This is a genomic window from Pseudoalteromonas sp. Ld20, from assembly GCF_045064175.1.
GTDB classification, from domain to species: Bacteria; Pseudomonadota; Gammaproteobacteria; order Enterobacterales; family Alteromonadaceae; genus Pseudoalteromonas; species Pseudoalteromonas neustonica.
In genome coordinates this window covers 58,163-75,377 of sequence record NZ_JBISHB010000039.1, presented here as the reverse complement: position 1 = coordinate 75,377, position 17,215 = coordinate 58,163, and the positions used below count along the sequence as shown (strand labels likewise).

The following is a 17,215-nucleotide window of genomic DNA, read 5'->3' as shown; positions in this document are numbered from 1 at the left end:
GTGAGCAATTTAGGTTTTAATTTCGCCCCCGATGTGCGCCCACTCGCGGCGCGTATGCGCCCGACTAGTTTAGAACAATATATTGGTCAGCAACACTTATTAAACCACGATAAACCTTTATACCAAGCAATATTGGCGGGGCGTTGTCACAGCTTAATTTTATGGGGTCCGCCTGGGGTGGGTAAAACCACACTGGCACAAATTATTGCCAATCATGCTGATGCCGCACTGATCCAAATGTCGGCGGTGACTGCGGGTATTAAAGATATTCGTGATGCTGTGAGCGAAGCTAAAAATAACCTTGAAGGGCGCGGGCAACGCACTTTATTGTTTGTAGACGAAGTGCACCGCTTTAATAAATCTCAACAAGATGCCTTTTTACCGCATATAGAAGACGGCACATTTATTTTTGTAGGTGCAACCACCGAAAACCCATCGTTTGCACTAAATAACGCGATTTTATCGCGAGCGCGTGTGTATGTACTTAAATCTCTGCAAGACGCAGATTTGAATTTAGTAATTGAGCGGGCATTAAAAAACGACGACGAGTTAAGCACTAAAACCATTATTCTTGCTGATAATGCTAAGGGCGCATTATGCCAAGCAAGTGACGGCGATGCCCGTAAAGTACTTAATTTACTTGAACAAGCAATCGATTTAACAGTCGAACAAAATGGCCAATACTTAGTTGATGAACATGTATTAAGCCAAGTATTACCAACGCATTTGGCAAAATATGACAAAGGCGGTGATGAATTTTACGATTTGATCTCGGCGTTTCATAAGTCAGTGCGTGGCAGCTCGCCAGATGGCGCACTGTATTGGTATTGCCGTATTTTGGCTGGAGGCGGTGATCCGCTGTATGTTGCAAGGCGTTTACTGGCTATTGCTACCGAAGACATAGGCAATGCTGACCCAAGAGCTATGGAAGTTGCGCTCAATGCATGGGATATATTTCAACGAGTGGGTCCCAGTGAGGGGGAGCGCGCTATCGCACAAGCAACCATTTATTTAGCCAGTGCGCCTAAAAGCAACGCAGTGTACGACGCTTTTAAGCAAGCAAAGCGGGATGCGCAAAATGAGCCTAGTTACCCTGTTCCAGAGCATTTACGTAATGCCCCCACAAATTTAATGAAAGACTTAGGTTATGGCGCAGAGTATCGTTATGCACATAATGAAGAAGGTGCTTATGCAGCGGGTGAAAAGTACTTACCAGAGCCAATAGCCGACACCCAATATTACTTTCCAACCGATCGTGGATTAGAGCAAAAAATTAAACAAAAACTTGATTACTTAAAACAACGTGACCAACAAAGCGATTTAAAACGTTATGACAAGCCTTAAGTTATACATGATGATCGCGCTTGGTGGCGCAAGTGGTGCTTGTTTACGGTTTTTTATTAGTGAAACCATGCTAAAACTGCTCGGTAGGGGATTCCCTTTTGGCACGTTGACGGTTAATATTCTTGGTTCATTGTTAATGGGCGTATTATACGGTTTGATAGAGCGCGAAATTATCACCGTTAGCCCCGCCAAAACCCTAATCGGAATTGGTTTTTTAGGTGCATTGACCACCTTTTCTACATTCTCAATGGATTCGTTGTTGCTACTGCAACAAGGTCACTTTTTAAAAATGGCCCTCAATATCACCTTAAATGTGGTGGTGTGTATTTTTATGGCTTGGCTGGGCCTTCAGCTAGTAATGCAAAAAGGTTAAAAAACTAACATGTTAGATTCTAAATTATTACGTCAAGATATCGAACAAACAGCGGCGCGCCTTGCAGCACGTGGTTATGAGCTTGATACAGCAACTGTCAGCGCACTTGAAGAAAAACGCAAAACATTACAAGTAAAAACACAAGAGTTGCAAAGTGAGCGTAACAGTCGTTCCAAAGCAATTGGCCAAGCAAAAGCAAAAGGCGAAGACGCACAACCATTACTCGATGCAGTAAGCGATTTAGGCGCGCAACTTGACAGCGTTAAAGCTGAGCAAGATGTTATATTAGAGCAGCTTAAAGATATTTCTTTAGCAATTCCTAACTTGCCAGATGAGTCAGTACCAGCAGGGGCTGATGAATCAGATAACGTTGAAATCTTAACGTGGGGCCAGCCTAAAGCGTATGATTTTGAAGTAAAAGATCACGTTGACTTAGGTCAAGACCTAAACGGTCTAGATTTTGAAATGGGTGTTAAAATTACCGGTTCACGCTTTACTGTTATGCGTGGCGCAACAGCCCGTATGCACCGTGCACTGGTACAATTTATGTTGGACACGCATACTGACAAAAATGGTTACACAGAAATGTACGTGCCATATTTAGTAAACCGTGAGAGTTTATTTGGTACAGGGCAGCTACCAAAGTTTGCTGAAGATCTATTCCACACTAAAGGTCTTGTAAACGATGACGGCGAAGAACAAGAAGGCTTTAGTTTAATACCAACAGCTGAAGTACCACTTACAAACAGTGCACGTGACGAAATCTACGACGAGAAAGATTTACCAATTCGTTTAACAGCACACACACCGTGTTTTAGAAGTGAAGCGGGCAGCTATGGCCGCGATACCCGTGGACTTATTCGTCAACATCAGTTTGATAAAGTTGAGCTAGTACAACTTGTAAAGCCTGAAGACTCAATGCAAGCCCTTGAAGATCTAACAGGTCACGCAGAGCAAATTTTACAAGCGTTAGAGCTGCCGTACCGAAAAGTGATTTTATGTATGGGTGATATGGGCTTTGGCTCAGCAAAGACGTACGATTTAGAGGTATGGTTACCAGCACAAAATACATACCGCGAAATTTCATCTTGTTCAAACATGGTTGATTTCCAAGCTCGCCGTATGCAAGCACGTTTTCGCCGTGCTGGAGAGAAAAAACCAGAATTACTGCATACACTCAATGGCTCAGGCCTAGCAGTAGGACGTACCCTAGTTGCTATTTTAGAAAACTATCAACAAGCTGATGGTTCAGTAGTCGTGCCAGAAGTACTTCGTCCATATATGAATGGTCTTGAAGTTATTAAATAAGCATTAGACCTGTAAGTTTTAAGCTTTTCAAAAAAGCCGCTGTTTGTAATGAACCGCGGTTTTTTTGTTTTTAGTTCGAGATTAAAACTGAAAAATTAAAGAGAAAAGTTGCAAGCGAGTTTGAATATTAACTCAGCGATAAATTTATGACGTAAGAACAGGCCTCAGCCGTGATTTTTGGTAGTTTGTGTTATAACGTCCGATTTAAAGAGCAACCCTTTTCTAGGGCGAAATGTCAAATTCGAATAGGGTGTATCTACTTTTTCAAATTGCTCGTTGGTTTTAGTGATCTAGTTGAATCCAGTAATCATTTACAGTTTACCAAGATAATTTATCGCAGGAGTTCGAGGGTGACACTAACTGTTTAGATCGCACCTTATTATAAAGTGGGTTTATAACTGTAAGTAAAACACTCGGTGGTAATTTCATTGTTGGCAAAGGGTGGGGTCAGTTACACCCCAAGTAACACAAATAGCTACTCGAAGATTTAGAACCCGCGAACGTATCTATATGCTGTATTGTACAATTTAGAGTGCTCTGCGGATTCGTTTAATACTTAAAAGCTTGAGCCGCGTATAATCAATGACGGTGGGAGTAGGGTGTTTTCAACCACTTCGCCACGAATTAACTTTAATAAATTACCAACTAACATTTGCCCCGCAAGCGTTGTATCTTGTTGTACCGTTGTTAGTGGTGGGTTTACATAACTTGCAACCGCTATATTATCAAAACCGACAACATGAACATCTTCAGGTACCTTTATACCAGCTTCCTTTAACGCTCTAATCGCACCTATGGCGATTAAGTCACTAGCGGCAAACAGAGAATTAAAGTGGATGTTGTTAGCGATTAGTGAGCGTGTGGCGTGATAACCTGACTCTTCGGTTGATATGGCGTTTGCCATTTTACGCTCGCTTAGTGATATACCATGGCGATTAAATTCATCTTTAAATCCTTGATAGCGAGCAAAGAATTCAGGGCTATGCTCTGATGCATCACCGATAAATGCACAGTCCTTTCGGCTTGCTTTGAGTAAATGGGTGGCTGCAAGTTCTCCTCCACCATAGTTATCACAGCTCACAGTCAGATCGGAACGGTTATCAACACTTGCTCCCCAACACACGAATTTAGTATTTTGCTCAATTAAGCTACTAAATTTTGCTTGGTAGTCAATGTAATCTCCATACCCTAATAATATGATGCCATCAGCACGATGGCTATCTTCATAGTCTGCCTGCCAATCAGCGCTGGTGGATTGAAACGACACAAGTAAGTCGTAACCTTCAGTTGCGCATGCGCGGGTAATACTGCCTAGCATGGCTAAAAAGAACGGATTGATTTGAGATCCATCGGCAGTTGGGTCTTCAAACAATAATAATGCGAGGGTACTACTTTGCTGAGTGCGTAAGTTGCTGGCGTTTTTATCTACTTTGTAATTGAGCTGTTTTGCAATGTCATGAACTCGGCGACGAGTCTCTTCGTTTACTAATGGACTATTGCGAAGTGCGCGAGACACTGTCGATTGTGAAACCCCCGCATAATGGGCAATATCAAACGATGTAGCTTTACCTTTCATACACACAACCTAATTGCTATAAGTAAATAAACTGCAAATAATTCGTGCCATTCTCGTTTATTTGTTGATTTTTTCAAGCTATTTATCAGTTATCTAAAATTTTTATTGATTCAAGCCTGACACCGGTGTCATAATGTTGGCGTTTTATCATTTTGTTGTCAAAACGTATTGGCTGCCCATTTATTGGGCAGCATTTTTTAATACAAGGATAAACACTTTGAGGTGATAGCTCAAAGTATATCTCATAGCAATGGCTAGGCCATTGAAATAACAACAATAAGCATGATTATCGTTAAGTCTATAAACTGCTTAGACAAAGGAAAAACACGATGGACTCCAAGCCTAGTTCAAAATTCGATCCTATCTTAGTGGCCGATATTGGTGGCACTAATGCTCGTTTTGCTCTAATAACAGCTTTTAACCTACAAAAAAAACAATTTGTTGTTGAGTATAATATTACCTTTGCGAGTGCGGACTTTGGCTCTTTAGAAGATGCATTAACGCATTACCTATCTCAAGTTAGCCATATTAAACCAATTCGCGCTTGTTTAGCTGTCGCAGGTCCAATCAAAACAGGCCAAGTACACTTAACTAATTTAGGTTGGCACTTTAGTGTTGAGCAAGTTAAAACAGCATTTGAATTTACACAACTTGAAGTGATCAACGACTTTGCCGCTTTTGCTTATGCAGCTCCTTATTTAGATCCTCAACAAAATATTGCAGTTAAACCAGGGCAAGCAGATACTGATGCGAATATTGCAGTAATGGGGCCTGGTACGGGCTTTGGCGCAGCATGTTTAGTTCGCTCAGGGCAAGGTAGTGCAGTACTTAGTTGTGAAGCTGGGCATATTACGCTTGCATCAGTGAATGACTTAGATACTCAATTGATCATTGAGTTACGCAAGCAGTTAGCGCATGTATCGATAGAGACAGTATTTTCAGGCCCTGGTATTAGTCATTTATATCAAGCAATGGCGGCTGTAAAAGGCGTGGATGCCAAAAACTTAACCGCAGCTCAAATTAGTGAACTTGCAACTACTGGAGAGTGTGCAGTGTGCGAGGCAACACTGGATCAGTTTTGCGATTGGGTTGGAAGTGTAGCAGGTGACTTGGCATTAACATTTGGCGCGCTTGGTGGTGTGTTTATCGGTGGTGGTATTTTGCCTCGTATGCAAGCCCGTTTATTAGCTAGTCGTTTTGTTGAGCGTTTTGCAGCTAAAGGCATCATGTCACAGTATGTGAGTCAAATACCGGTGACATTAGTCACTCAAGATAATATTCCACTTATTGGTGCCGCAGCCTGTTTGCACACTAATGGGCAATCATAATACATCGCAAATAGGGATGTTATTGGGAAGTCTGGATGAAGAAAGTTACAATAAATAGTGTTGCAAGTTATGCTGGTGTATCTAAAAAAACGGTATCTCGTGTTTTAAATAATGAGCCAAATGTAAGTGATGCAACCCGTGAAAAAGTTCTTAAAGTGTTTAAAGAGCTAGATTACACACCAAATCCAATTGCCCGTGGCTTGGCACAAAATCGCAGTTTTATAATTGGTTGTATTTACGATAACCCAAGTAAAAGCTATATCACGCGAGTACAAACCGGTGCATTAGCTGCATGTAAAGAGAACAACTATAATTTACTGATCCACCCATGTGATTTACGTGGTGATGCATTGATAAATAATATAGAGCAGTTACTGCAGTCATCGCGACTTGATGGTTTAGTGTTAACCCCGCCGTTTTCAGATTTTCAAGTGTTAGTTGATTTTCTTAAAAGTAAAAATATCCCGTATGCACGGGTAGCATCAGCGGTGCTTGATGATGATTCAATTTCTGTACGCAGCAACGATGAGCAAGGTGCGTTTGAGATCACTGAACATTTAATTAAACTCGGGCATAAGGCAATCGCGTTTATTAAAGGTCACCCAGATCACAGTGCGACAGAGCAACGTTTTAAAGGATACTTAAGGGCGCTTAGCACGCATGATATTACGTTTAATGAGCGTTTGGTTGAAGAAGGTAACTTTAGTTATCACTCAGGCGTTGACAGTGCTCGTAGCATTTTAGATTCAACCCCAAGACCAACAGCTGTCTTTGCTTCTAATGATTACATGGCCGCAGCGGTACTCAAATTAGCAACGCAACGTCAATTAAAAGTGCCAGACGACATTTCGATTGCAGGGTTTGATAACGCCCCCATTGCGCGGCATATATGGCCAGGATTGACCACAATAGCGCAGCCTGTTGAAGAAATGACCAAGCAAGCAGTGACTAAATTAATTGAGCATATTGGTGAACCACAAGAGAATGCATACCAGATCACTCTAGAAGCACGTTTGATCACCCGAGAATCTACAGCACACGTTAAATAACCACTTTTCACAGTTGCCCGAGCATGAGTGACGCTTGATCGGGCGCTTTTTTATTTAGTTCACAAAAAGTACTTTATTGAAAGTGGCTAAATAGATCTTTTGTTAACATCCCCCCTCATTGCTGCTCTGTAGTATATGGCGATACGGTATCGGTTCGCTTTTTGATAGAACTGTTAGTCTGCAAACATGCCACTTAATATAATAGTAATGTGTTTCATTTCATTTGTTGTTCAAAATTAATCCATACACATATCCAAGCCACCTCAAGATGCGAGTTCTGCATCTTGAGGTGGCTTGGATATGTATTTTTCACGGTCATTATTTGGTCATGTTAAATAATTAAACTAAATTTAAGGGATAAGGTTGACACCGGTGTCATAGTCATGCGTTAATACAGTGACACCGGTGTCAGGTTGATTGTGAGAGACAACCTGACAACGTTATACCTTTGAACGGGTAAATCAAAGATGCTCAGTGCAAGTACATTCGTGGAGTATGCCCTTGCCACTGAGCCTTTATCCTCTAACCATAGAGATGGGTCGAATTTTTTATGTTGCATCCTCGTATTCAAGAAGTCACCGAACGCGTTATTGAACGCAGTAAAGCTACTCGCCAAGCCTATATAGCACGTATAAACCATGCAAAAAAACAAACAAGAGTCCGTTCTGGTTTAGGTTGTGGCAATATAGCCCATGTAATTGCTGCATGTAGTAGCGATGATAAAGCGCGCTTAAAAGCTGATGAACAGCCAAATTTAGCAATTATCAATTCATACAATGATATGTTGTCTGCGCATGTTCCATATAAAGATTATCCAGATTTAATTAAAAGCATTGCAACAAAGTACGATGCAACGGCACAAGTTGCCGGTGGCGTACCAGCTATGTGTGATGGTGTAACTCAAGGTCGTGATGGCATGGAGTTATCGCTTTTTTCACGTGATGTAATAGCGATGTCTACCGCGATTTCATTATCTCACGATGTGTTTGATGGCGTATTTTGCCTAGGTGTATGTGACAAAATTGTCCCCGGTTTATTGATTGGCGCTTTATCGTTTGGCCATTTACCAGTGTACTTTATGCCTGCAGGGCCGATGCAGTCAGGTATTCCAAATAAAGAAAAAGCACGAATTCGCCAAAAATTTGCACAAGGTCTAGTTAGCCGTGAAGAACTATTAGAAGCCGAAAGCGCGTCATACCACAGTGCGGGGACTTGTACGTTCTACGGTACTGCTAACAGTAATCAAATGTTAATGGAGATTATGGGCCTGCACCTTCCAGGTAGCTCATTTATCAACCCATACACTGAGCTGCGCGATGGTTTAACCGGTAATGCAGTAGAAACCATGCTCAAACAATTAATTCAAAGCAAAGATGCTAATTGTTTAGCAGATGTAGTGACTGAAAAGACCATTATTAATGGTCTAGTTGGCTTGCTTTCAACGGGCGGCTCTACCAATCACGCGATCCACTTAGTAGCTATTGCAAAAGCAGCGGGTGTTGAATTGACATGGAAAGACATGTCTGATTTATCAGAAGTTGTACCATTGTTAACGCGTATTTATCCAAATGGTTCTGCTGATGTAAATCATTTCCAAGCAGCGGGCGGCATGGGTTTCCTTATGAGAGAACTTGTTAGCGCAGGGTTTTTACACAATGATGTGAAAACGATTGTCGGTGAAGGACTTGAAGCGTATACGCAAGAGCCGCGTTTAGACACTGATCACAACTTAATTATGAGTAGTGCAACAGGTCCAAGTAAAGTGAAGTGGATACCGTGTCCAGAAAACTCACTAGACGAAGACGTATTGCGCCCAGTTAATAATCCTTTTAGCAAGCAAGGTGGCTTACAGCTACTTACTGGCAACTTAGGTAAAGCGGTGATTAAAGTATCTGCAGTAGCTGTAGAGCATCAAGTTGTAACCGCGCCGGCAAAAGTATTTGCATCACAAAGTGCCTTACAAGAAGCGTACTCACGCGGTGAGTTAAACCAAGATTTTATTGCTGTTCTAAAAGAGCAAGGCCCGAAAGCGAAAGGCATGCCAGAGCTGCACAAGTTAACGCCGGTAATGGCAACCTTGCAAGATGAAGGTTACAAAGTAGCGATTGTTACAGATGGCCGAATGTCAGGTGCTTCAGGTAAAGTTCCTGCTGCAATTCACTTGGCGCCAGAGGCTGTTGAAGGAGGCATTATTGCTAAGATTCACGAAGGCGATTTAATCACTCTCGATGCACCAGCGGGTATATTAAAAGTACATGTAAGCGATGAAGAATTAGAAAAACGAGAACTACAACTAAGTGAAGCAAGCTTAACATTTGGTACAGGTCGTGAATTGTTCACCGGATTTAGAAACATTGTAAGTAGCGCAGACTTAGGCGCTAGCGCCTTTGGAATAGAATAATAATTCGCCAGACTGGGTATGAGGATCAAACAATGAGTATAGAAAAAATATTAGCATCGGCACCCGTAGTGCCAGTAGTGGTAATCGAAAAATTAGAAGATGCGGCACCACTAGCTCGTGCACTTTATAACGGTGGCTTAAAAGCTCTTGAAATTACTTTACGTACGCCTATTGCTGCTGAAGCTGTAAAGCTTATGAAAGCCGAAGTACCAGAGGCTTATGTTGGTACAGGCACCGTGGTTGACAAAGCAAGCTTTGATGCATCAGTTGCCGCAGGCGCTGACTTTATGGTGAGCCCTGGTGTAAATGATGAGTTACTTGCACTTGCGAAAGAATCAGACATTCCATTTTTACCGGGCGCCGCAACGCCAAGTGAAGTAATGAAATTAGCAAGCCATGGTTTTAAGTTTTTAAAGTTCTTCCCAGCAGAAGCTGCGGGCGGTACTGCCATGCTCAAATCAATTGGCGGTCCATTGCCACACGTTACATTTTGTCCAACTGGCGGAATTAGCCTTACAACAGCACCTAAGTATTTAGCGCTAAGCAATGTAATTTGTGTGGGTGGTACGTGGATGCTAGATAAAAAACTAATTGAAAATAAAGACTGGCAAGCCATTGAAGCGCTTGCTCGCCAAGCAAGTGAAATTAAATAATTAAAGGGGAATTTTAAATGATTAATGTAGCAATTAATGGCTATGGCCGTATCGGTCGCAATGTTTTACGTGCACTGTATGAGTCTGCACAAAATAACGAAATTAAAATTGTCGCAATTAACGATTTGGCACCCGCTAATGTTAATGCACATTTAACGCAATATGATTCAGTGCATGGCCAATTCTCTCATAAAGTTACGCTTGCAGATAACACAATGCTGATTGGTGATGACGTTATCACTTTAACGCAAGAGCGTGACCCAGCTAACTTACCGTGGAAAGCACTAAACGTTGATATCGTTTTAGAATGCACGGGTTTTTTCACTAAGCGTGAAGATGCAGCAAAGCATATTACAGCCGGTGCGAAAAAAGTAATTGTTTCAGCGCCTGGTACTAACTTAGACGCAACGGTAGTTCACGGTGTAAATAGCGACGTAATTAACGCTGATAGCAACATCATTTCAAATGCATCGTGTACGACTAACTGTTTAGCGCCAATTGCAAAAGCAATTAACGATACAGTAGGTATCGAGCAAGGTAGCATGACGACAATTCATGCTTATACAAATGATCAAAACTTATCTGACGTGTACCACCCTGATTTATACCGTGCTCGTAGTGCAACACAATCTATGATCCCGACTAAAACAGGTGCAGCAGCAGCCGTTGGTTTAGTATTACCAGAACTTGCTGGTAAACTTGACGGTATGTCAGTACGTGTACCAACAATCAATGTATCAGTCGTTGATTTTACGTTTATTACTAAGCGCGATACAACAACTGAAGAAATCAACGAAATAATGAAAGCCGCTTCTGTTGGTTCAATGAAAGATATTTTACAATACAACGAGCTACCGCTTGTTTCAATCGACTTTAACCATAACCCAGCGTCGTCTATCTTTGATGCAACGCAAACTAAAGCTAATGGCAAATTAGTTAAAGTTATGGCTTGGTATGATAACGAATGGGGTTTCTCAAACCGCATGTTAGACCAAGTTAAAGCGCTAGGTCAGTACTTGTAATAAGTACTCTTTAATAGTTTAGCTTTATCCAACAAAGCCGCGAATATCGCGGCTTTTTTGTATCTGGCATTAGGGAAATAATATGGTATTCTTGCGTTAGTTATAAAAGGAATTACTGATGATCAATACTCTAAAAGCCCATCTTTTTCGTACTAATCACCTGCAAATTGGTGAAGGTAATATTAGTGGTTACATCGCGTGTTTTTTAGCGATGCTTTCATGCTTAGGTGTGCTGGCTTTTCATTTCCCTGAATATTTAACAACGCCAGAATTGCGACAAAACTACAGCGTAGAATTCTTACGGCAATTAATGTTTGGCGCACTTTTATTAGCTGGGAGTTTGGGGCTACTCAACTTTATCCGCAATAAAAATAAACGCTTAGGTGCAACTGCATGGTTATTTGTTATTTTGGCAATTGCATTTGGTGGCCCTAATGTAGAAGTCACTAATTTTTCTGATAACACGCCCTATATTGGACTCGATTGGTTTATTTTAGATTTACTTGGTTCTACTTTGATTTTCATTCTTATTGAAAAATTATTTCCGCATCGTAAAGAACAAAAAATATTACGTAGTGAATGGCGGGGCGACTTAAATCACTTTTTTGTAAATCACCTTATTATTGGTTTTGTATTATTGGTTACTAATCACTTTGTCCATTATGGCTTTGGCTGGGCTGTTTCGACTACATTACAAAATTATATCGATCAATTACCGTTTATATTGCAAGTGGTACTAATTATATTAGTTGCTGATCTAATGCAGTATTTTGTGCATCGTGCTTATCACGAAGTGCCTTTTTTATGGCGTTTTCATGGTATTCATCACAGTGCAAAAGAAATGGATTGGCTAGCCGGTTCTCGTCAGCATATATTAGAGATATTAGTAACGCGCAGTTTAGTACTGACGCCTATTTTTGTATTAGGCTTTTCACAACAGGTGATCAGTCTTTATGTGATTATAGTTGGCTTTCAGGCTGTATTTAATCATGCGAATGTACAGGTTAAATTTGGCTGGTTGAAATATTTAGTTGTTACCCCACAGTTTCATCATTGGCATCATGCTTCAGATAAAGCTGCGATTGACCGCAATTATGCTGCCCACTTTTCATTTTTAGATTATGTGTTTGGTACAGCTGTTAAGGGGCAAAATGAATGGCCAAAGGCTTATGGAGTAGTTGGCGATTATGTACCTAATGGCATGTTAAAGCAGCAGCTATTTCCATTTAAAAAACAAAAATAGTCGTACCCCTTTGATGTCCTTAAACCAACAAATAAATACCCAAGCCACCTCAAGATGCAAAATTCAGCGTTCCACAGGGGCTTAATATTAAGGCGTTACTTTGCAATAATGGTCGTCCCTTTTAAGAAGTAACAACGTAGAAAGTAAGCCCCTGTGAAACGCCCAACGGGTTGGTTTAAAAACGATTTATACTGCGTTATTGATTTTAACAAGGGAGCAACCATTATTTGCAATCAATGCCTTGTCTAAATCGCTTTTAACTCCAACTGAAACTCGCATTTTGAGGTGGCTTGGGTATAGTAAAGCTTAAAATTAGAAGTGGTTCATATAATTCAATAGCTAAAACCATATTAAAAAAGTGCGGGGATCACGCACTTTTTGTATTTAGTTTTATGTAGAGTGACTATTACAATTATTCAAAGTAACTAATGTGTTGGAAAAAACGTACGGTAATATCTTGGCGTTCTTTATTTATTGCTAAGGGTTCTACCATTGCTCGAATAACACTTTCGACATGATTCATAAAACGACCATGGCCAATACCTTGCTCATCATTTTCGCTTGCAACAATCACAAAATGCATGGTCTCAACTAACTTGTCTGATTGCCAGTAGTGGCTGTATTGTTCAATATCGTCACCTGTTGCAAAGCTGAGTTTTTGCAGTTCTGAGTTACCGTCATTAGTATCAATTTTACTGTTTCTAACGATTGGAGTGGTCCCATTGGCAATCATTGATGCAAGGTTTAAATTTTTAGCCGTACATTCTTTAATAAATGCATCATAAAACTGCTGATAAAATTCATTTAGCGTTGGCTTATTTAATAAGTGCTGAAATTGAGTTTTTATAGTGCGGGTAATGGGTATCGCAAATGTTGCGTAGGTCATTTCGTTATGTTTGCTTGGCAGCGAGCAGTGACGGCTTTGATAGCGCTGGTGCAAGCCTCGTAGTTTATAACCGTAACTTTCTTTAGAACCTTTTGCTTTGGCAAATAAATCGTATGTTAAATGCTGGTGGTCGCGCACTTTGATTTGGGCTTCCCCTTCAAGCAATGTATTTTGCAGTGTATTTAATACTTTTTTTACTTTGGTGTGGAATATAGCTGCATTTGATCGCAGTTCATCACCGGTTGCTAAAAATAGAAACCTAATCTTTTTGCTCGGTATTTCGCTATTGTTAAAGCATTTATGGGCTTCGTGATAGCGGGGGTTGTAAAAAAACAAAATTTGTTTTTTTGTTTGTAAATAGTAAGCTTCTTCATGAAACCTGACGACGGGTAGTTTATCATTAGCAATCAAGTGTACATTGTGTAATTCATATTCATCACACAAGGCAAATAGTTGGCGGGTTAAACGTTCATAGCACTGTTCGGTATGTGTAAAGCGCGCATAAAAATTATCACTTGGTTTAAATTCAGCAAGAATATATTGGTTAGCCCTTGCAGTCGTTGGAATATAGACGCGGTTTTGTGAAAGTGAAGCCATTAATTTTCCCTAATAAAGTATGCTTTAATTACGCTACAGTAGCGTAATTGAATGACTATTTTATTGCGCTGGAACAAAAAAAATCGTATTGAGGGATATAATTATGCACAGGGTGCCTTTAGAACCTTGTATTTCTTATTAACGCCACAATATGTAGTAAACACGCCTACTTATTGCTGTATGTTAAGGTTTGTTTTTGTAATAATGCAGTAGTTTTGTCACCACGCAATATTCAGAGGATTATACTCCTATGGCGGAAATAGAGAATCGCCCAAGTAATTTTATTAGAACCCGAATTAATGACGATTTAGCATCAGGAAAACACGCATCTACGCATACACGTTTTCCACCGGAGCCAAATGGTTTTTTACACATTGGTCATGCTAAGTCAATTTGTTTAAATTTTGGTATAGCGCAAGATTACAGCGGTAAATGTAACTTACGTTTTGATGATACTAATCCAGAAAAAGAAGACATTAACTACGTACATTCTATTCAAGAAGACGTAAAGTGGTTAGGGTTTACCTGGGATGGTGAAATTAATTACTCATCAAATTACTTTGACGCATTGTACGGGTATGCGGTTGAGTTGATTGAGAAAGGCTTAGCGTATGTTTGCTTTTTATCACCAGAGCAAGCACGCGAATATCGCGGAACGTTAAAGGAGCCAGGTAAAAATAGCCCAACACGCGATACATCACCACAAGAGAATCTTGCGTTATTTGAAAAAATGCGTGCAGGTGAATTTAAAGAAGGTGAGTGTGTACTGCGTGCCAAAATTGACATGGCCAGCTCGTTCATGGTTTTGCGTGATCCGATTATTTATCGTGTTCGTTTTGCACATCATCACCAAACAGCGGATAAGTGGTGTATTTATCCAATGTACGACTTTACGCATTGTATTTCTGATGCGTTAGAAGGTATTACACATTCGTTATGTACGCTTGAGTTCCAAGATAATCGTCGTTTGTATGACTGGGTTTTAGACAATATTAGCCTTGAATGTCATCCACAACAGATTGAATTCTCTCGATTAAACCTTGAATACACGATTATGTCTAAGCGTAAGCTTAATGACTTAGTCGTCAATGGCCATGTTGAAGGTTGGGATGACCCTCGTATGCCAACAATTGCAGGTCTTCGTCGACGTGGTTATACGGCGGGTTCAATCCGAGAGTTTTGTACGCGTATAGGTGTAACTAAACAAGAAAACATGGTTGAAATGGGCATGTTAGAGGCCTGTATCCGTGAAGATCTTAATGAAAATGCACCACGTGCAATGGCTGTACTTGATCCAATTAAAGTTGTTATTGAAAATTACGCATCGGATACGGTTGAAACATTATCTGTTGCAAACCATCCTAATAATGAAGAGATGGGACGCCGCGATGTGCCGTTCACACGTGAAATTTATATTGAGCGTGAAGATTTCCGTGAAGAAGCGAACAACAAGTTTAAGCGCTTAGTGCTTGATAAAGAAGTCCGTTTACGCGGTGCATATGTGATTAAAGCAGAACGTGTTGAAAAAAATGAAAATGGTGAAGTTACAACGATTTTCTGTAGTTATGACCCTGAAACACTTGGTAAAAACCCAAGTGATGGCCGTAAGGTTAAAGGTGTTATTCATTGGGTATCAGCAAGTGAAGCATTAACGGCTGAAGTACGTTTGTATGATCGTTTATTTAATGTACCAAACCCTGCAGCGGCAGAGGATTTTGCTACAACATTAAATCCTGATTCACTTATTGTATTGCCTAATGCAAAATTAGAACCATCGCTTGCAAATGCAGAACCTGCACAAGGGTTCCAGTTTGAGCGAACAGGTTATTTTAGTCGAGATACAAAATCAAAGAGCATCGTTTTTAACCAAACCGTTGGCCTTCGTGATTCGTGGACTAAAACAGAGCAGAAGTAATTCTGCTCGCGATTTAGCATCAGAAATAAAAAAACCTGCCAATGAGCAGGTTTTTTTATTTAACCGATAAAATTATTGGTTATCAGAGAACGCTTTACAGGCTGCAGTGTCTGTACACTCACCGTAAAGGTAAAGAGAATGGTTAGTCAGCTTGATACCATTTTCTTCTGATATTTCAAGCTGACGACGTTCAATCATCTCATCTTCAAACTCAATTACTTTACCGCATTTTAAACAAACAAGGTGGTCGTGGTGTGTGCTACCCGAAAGTTCAAATACTGACTTTCCGCCTTCAAAATGGTGGCGTGAAACAATACCAGCGTCATCAAATTGGTTAAGTACGCGGTATACAGTCGCTAAACCAATTTCTTCACCTAAGTCCAAAAGAATTTTGTAAACATCTTCAGCGCTGATGTGTTGGTTATCTGGAGATTGTAAAATCTCTAAAATTTTAATACGCGGTAAAGTAACTTTTAAACCGGCTTTTTTTAATTCCAAGTTGTGATCAGTCATTAAATCTGTCTCAATTTTATTTGGTTATACTAGACATCTTAGAAAGATGTGCACGACACATTAGCAATAAATAGGATAACGCGCTATGCGATGAAGTGCAAAGAACAATTCAAAGAAACGTTCCTAAAAGCTTAAACGCTAACCAAAATATAGAACTTTAATAGGTCAGCGTCTAGTGGTTGCTATTAGTCAGCAAGTTCGCTTAAACACATCTCTTCAAAAATTTGTGCAGACCACGCTTTAACGCGTTGTTCTGTTAGTTCAGGTTGACGATCTTCATCAATACCTAAGCCTACAAAGTGCTTGTCGTCAGCCATGCCTTTAGATGCTTCAAAGTCGTAGCCCTCAGTTGGCCAATGTCCAACAACAATTGCGCCACGCTCAGACACAATATCATTGATCATACCCATGGCATCGAGGAAGTATTCTGCATAATCTTCTTGGTCTCCACAACCAAAAATAGCAACTAGCTTGCCATCAAAATCAACTTCTTCTAGCTCAGGAAAAAAATCATCCCAGTCACATTGCGCTTCACCGTAATACCAAGTCGGGATGCCAAATAAGATTAAGTCAAATTCTGCGATCTCTTCTTTTGAGCTTTTAGCAATGTCGTGCACAGCAACTAATTTTTTACCCAATTCTTTTTGGATCATTTTAGCTACGTGTTCTGTGTTACCTGTATCACTTCCGAAAAAAATACCTACACTTGCCATGGATTTAAAACCTTTTATCTATCAATAGCCAATCTTTCTTGTAAAATTGTTTCAATCAGCGCACTACGGCTAATATTTTGTGCATCGGCCATATCACTTAATGCTTGATACAGCTGTGACGAAACTTTAAATTCTACACGCTTTAAACCGCGTGCTTTGTCTCTTTTTATTTGATTACGTTTATTAACCTTTAACTGCATTTCCCTTGGAAGGGGATTCGTTTTAGGCCTACCTGGACGTTTCTCGTATTCAAATAAATCGAGCGTTGTTCTATCAGTCTCTGACTTTGCCATG

The 17,215-nt window shown here is 40.3% G+C and carries 15 protein-coding genes; 10 read left to right on the top strand and 5 right to left on the bottom strand.

Features of this window, described 5'->3' with window-relative positions; all coding sequences use genetic code 11:
- Genes ACJJVX_RS14935 through serS form a run of 3 tightly spaced genes read left to right on the top strand, consistent with a single transcriptional unit; the run spans position 1 to position 3,025 of the window.
- A complete protein-coding gene (locus tag ACJJVX_RS14935; protein WP_405632134.1) occupies positions 1-1,344 on the top strand; it encodes a replication-associated recombination protein A in 1,344 nt (447 codons plus the stop codon).
- Positions 1,331-1,717, top strand: coding sequence for a fluoride efflux transporter CrcB (gene crcB, locus ACJJVX_RS14930; protein WP_082355595.1), 387 nt, complete (start codon positions 1,331-1,333; stop codon positions 1,715-1,717). Before ACJJVX_RS14935 ends, crcB begins: the two co-directional genes overlap by 14 nt.
- A 9-nt stretch (positions 1,718-1,726) precedes the next feature.
- Positions 1,727-3,025, top strand: coding sequence for a serine--tRNA ligase (gene serS / locus ACJJVX_RS14925; protein WP_054204673.1), 1,299 nt, complete (start codon positions 1,727-1,729; stop codon positions 3,023-3,025).
- Between the two features lie 556 nt (positions 3,026-3,581).
- On the opposite strand, the gene ACJJVX_RS14920 is transcribed toward serS, so the two are convergent.
- Positions 3,582-4,601 carry a LacI family DNA-binding transcriptional regulator gene (locus ACJJVX_RS14920; RefSeq protein WP_054204672.1) on the bottom strand — a complete coding sequence of 340 codons (1,020 nt, stop codon included), beginning with the start codon at positions 4,599-4,601 and terminating at the stop codon, positions 3,582-3,584.
- Between the two features lie 329 nt (positions 4,602-4,930).
- Here ACJJVX_RS14920 and glk point away from each other — a divergent pair, with 329 nt between their 5' ends.
- From glk to ACJJVX_RS14890, 6 genes are all read left to right on the top strand, one after another.
- Entirely contained in the window at positions 4,931-5,929 is a 999-nt protein-coding gene (gene glk / locus ACJJVX_RS14915) for a glucokinase (protein WP_054204671.1), read from the top strand.
- A gap of 35 nt (positions 5,930-5,964) precedes the next feature.
- Positions 5,965-6,978 carry a LacI family DNA-binding transcriptional regulator gene (locus ACJJVX_RS14910; RefSeq protein WP_054204670.1) on the top strand — a complete coding sequence of 338 codons (1,014 nt, stop codon included), beginning with the start codon at positions 5,965-5,967 and terminating at the stop codon, positions 6,976-6,978.
- Positions 6,979-7,528: 550 nt separating this feature from the next.
- A complete protein-coding gene (gene edd / locus ACJJVX_RS14905) occupies positions 7,529-9,379 on the top strand; it encodes a phosphogluconate dehydratase (protein ID WP_054204669.1) in 1,851 nt (616 codons plus the stop codon).
- Positions 9,380-9,411: 32 nt separating this feature from the next.
- Positions 9,412-10,032: a bifunctional 4-hydroxy-2-oxoglutarate aldolase/2-dehydro-3-deoxy-phosphogluconate aldolase gene (locus ACJJVX_RS14900; protein WP_054204668.1), complete on the top strand. Its 621-nt coding sequence runs from the start codon at positions 9,412-9,414 to the stop codon at positions 10,030-10,032.
- Between the two features lie 17 nt (positions 10,033-10,049).
- Entirely contained in the window at positions 10,050-11,054 is a 1,005-nt protein-coding gene (gap, locus tag ACJJVX_RS14895) for a type I glyceraldehyde-3-phosphate dehydrogenase (RefSeq protein ID WP_054204667.1), read from the top strand.
- Positions 11,055-11,172: 118 nt separating this feature from the next.
- Positions 11,173-12,297 (top strand): sterol desaturase family protein, encoded by a 1,125-nt coding sequence (locus ACJJVX_RS14890; protein ID WP_169327373.1) that lies wholly within the window; start codon positions 11,173-11,175, stop codon positions 12,295-12,297.
- A gap of 412 nt (positions 12,298-12,709) precedes the next feature.
- Here the strand turns inward: ACJJVX_RS14890 and ACJJVX_RS14885 are convergent, their stop codons facing one another.
- On the bottom strand, positions 12,710-13,780 hold the full coding sequence (locus ACJJVX_RS14885; protein ID WP_405632128.1) for a DUF3083 family protein: 1,071 nt from the start codon (positions 13,778-13,780) through the stop codon (positions 12,710-12,712).
- A 250-nt stretch (positions 13,781-14,030) separates the two neighbouring features.
- Between ACJJVX_RS14885 and glnS the strand changes: the two genes are divergently transcribed.
- Positions 14,031-15,695, top strand: a complete 1,665-nt coding sequence (gene glnS / locus ACJJVX_RS14880) for a glutamine--tRNA ligase (protein WP_342884102.1) — start codon at positions 14,031-14,033, stop codon at positions 15,693-15,695.
- Positions 15,696-15,767: 72 nt separating this feature from the next.
- Here the strand turns inward: glnS and fur are convergent, their stop codons facing one another.
- From fur to ybfE, 3 genes are all read right to left on the bottom strand, one after another.
- On the bottom strand, positions 15,768-16,208 hold the full coding sequence (gene fur / locus ACJJVX_RS14875) for a ferric iron uptake transcriptional regulator (protein WP_054204663.1): 441 nt from the start codon (positions 16,206-16,208) through the stop codon (positions 15,768-15,770).
- A 185-nt stretch (positions 16,209-16,393) separates the two neighbouring features.
- A complete protein-coding gene (fldA, locus tag ACJJVX_RS14870; RefSeq protein ID WP_054204662.1) occupies positions 16,394-16,921 on the bottom strand; it encodes a flavodoxin FldA in 528 nt (175 codons plus the stop codon).
- Between the two features lie 14 nt (positions 16,922-16,935).
- Positions 16,936-17,214 (bottom strand): LexA regulated protein, encoded by a 279-nt coding sequence (ybfE, locus tag ACJJVX_RS14865; protein WP_054204661.1) that lies wholly within the window; start codon positions 17,212-17,214, stop codon positions 16,936-16,938.
- Position 17,215: the final 1 nt, after the last annotated feature.